At 67.1% G+C, this 887-nt stretch carries 1 protein-coding gene and 1 pseudogene; both read right to left on the bottom strand.

Translation table 11 applies throughout. From position 1 onward, the window contains the following. Nucleotides 1–114, bottom strand: a pseudogene (locus tag ACSFA3_RS22280) (fumarylacetoacetate hydrolase family protein); the annotation flags it as partial. Between the two features lie 164 nt (nt 115–278). Further along, a partial coding sequence (locus ACSFA3_RS22275; protein WP_435507678.1) for an amidase family protein occupies nt 279–887 on the bottom strand: 609 nt, incomplete at its 5' end.

The raw sequence follows: 887 nt of genomic DNA, 5'->3' as shown, positions 1-887 counted from the left end.
ATCGAACGGCGTTGCCTGCGTGCGGCTGGCGCCTGCAGGCAATGCACAACCGGCAATGGCGCCTGTGGCCATGGCGGCGGAACCGGCCAGCAGGCCGCGACGGGAAGTGATCATGAGGGTCTCCTTGGCTTTTGTGGAATGCGCGTGCCGTACCTCGCACGGCCGGTTCATTCTGGGACGGCGAACCGCCGCCCAACCGTACGCATCTACGCAAAAACAGGACGGAACCCACCTGGCGCCCGCCAAGCCTCGTGCGCGAGTCGGACGAGGAGAAAATTTCAGCCGAGCGCACACTCGACGAGCCGTGCGATGGCCAGCAGGTGGTCGTCGTCGTACCAGCGGCCCGCCAGCTGCAACCCGATGGGCAGGCCGATTGCGCTCTTGCCGCAGGGCATCGAGAGCGCGGGATGGCCCGTCAGGTTCATCGGGTAGGTGTACGGATACCAGGCGCCGCGGATGGTGCCGGCGGGCCTGCCGCCGATCTCCACTTCGCCGCTCACATCCATGTCGATGGGCAGCGGCGGCGCCGAGACGGTGGGCGACACCAGCACGTCGAAGCGTTTGAAGAGTGTCTGCAATTCAGTGAAACAGCGGGTCTTGGCGAAGGTGGCGTCGTGCAGGTCCACCGCGCTGTGGCGGCGGCCCTTTTGTACGGCGTCGATCAGCGTGGCGTCGAGCCGGTCGCCAAAGCGCTCGAGGTTGGCGCCCACGCGCGCGGCCAGCATCGACTGCAGCACCACGAGGAAGTGGCGTTCGAGCGCCACGAAGTTCAGCTGCACGGTTTCGACGATGGCGCCTTCGCGTTCCATCGCCTGCACGGCCGCCATCGTCACGGCCTCGACTTCGGGGTCGATCGGGTTGCCTGCCGTGGGCAACCACGCCACGCG

Source organism: Variovorax glucosi, from assembly GCF_051216695.1.
In the GTDB taxonomy this organism is placed as follows: Bacteria; Pseudomonadota; Gammaproteobacteria; order Burkholderiales; family Burkholderiaceae_C; genus Variovorax.
This window is presented reverse-complemented; position numbering and strand designations above follow the sequence as displayed.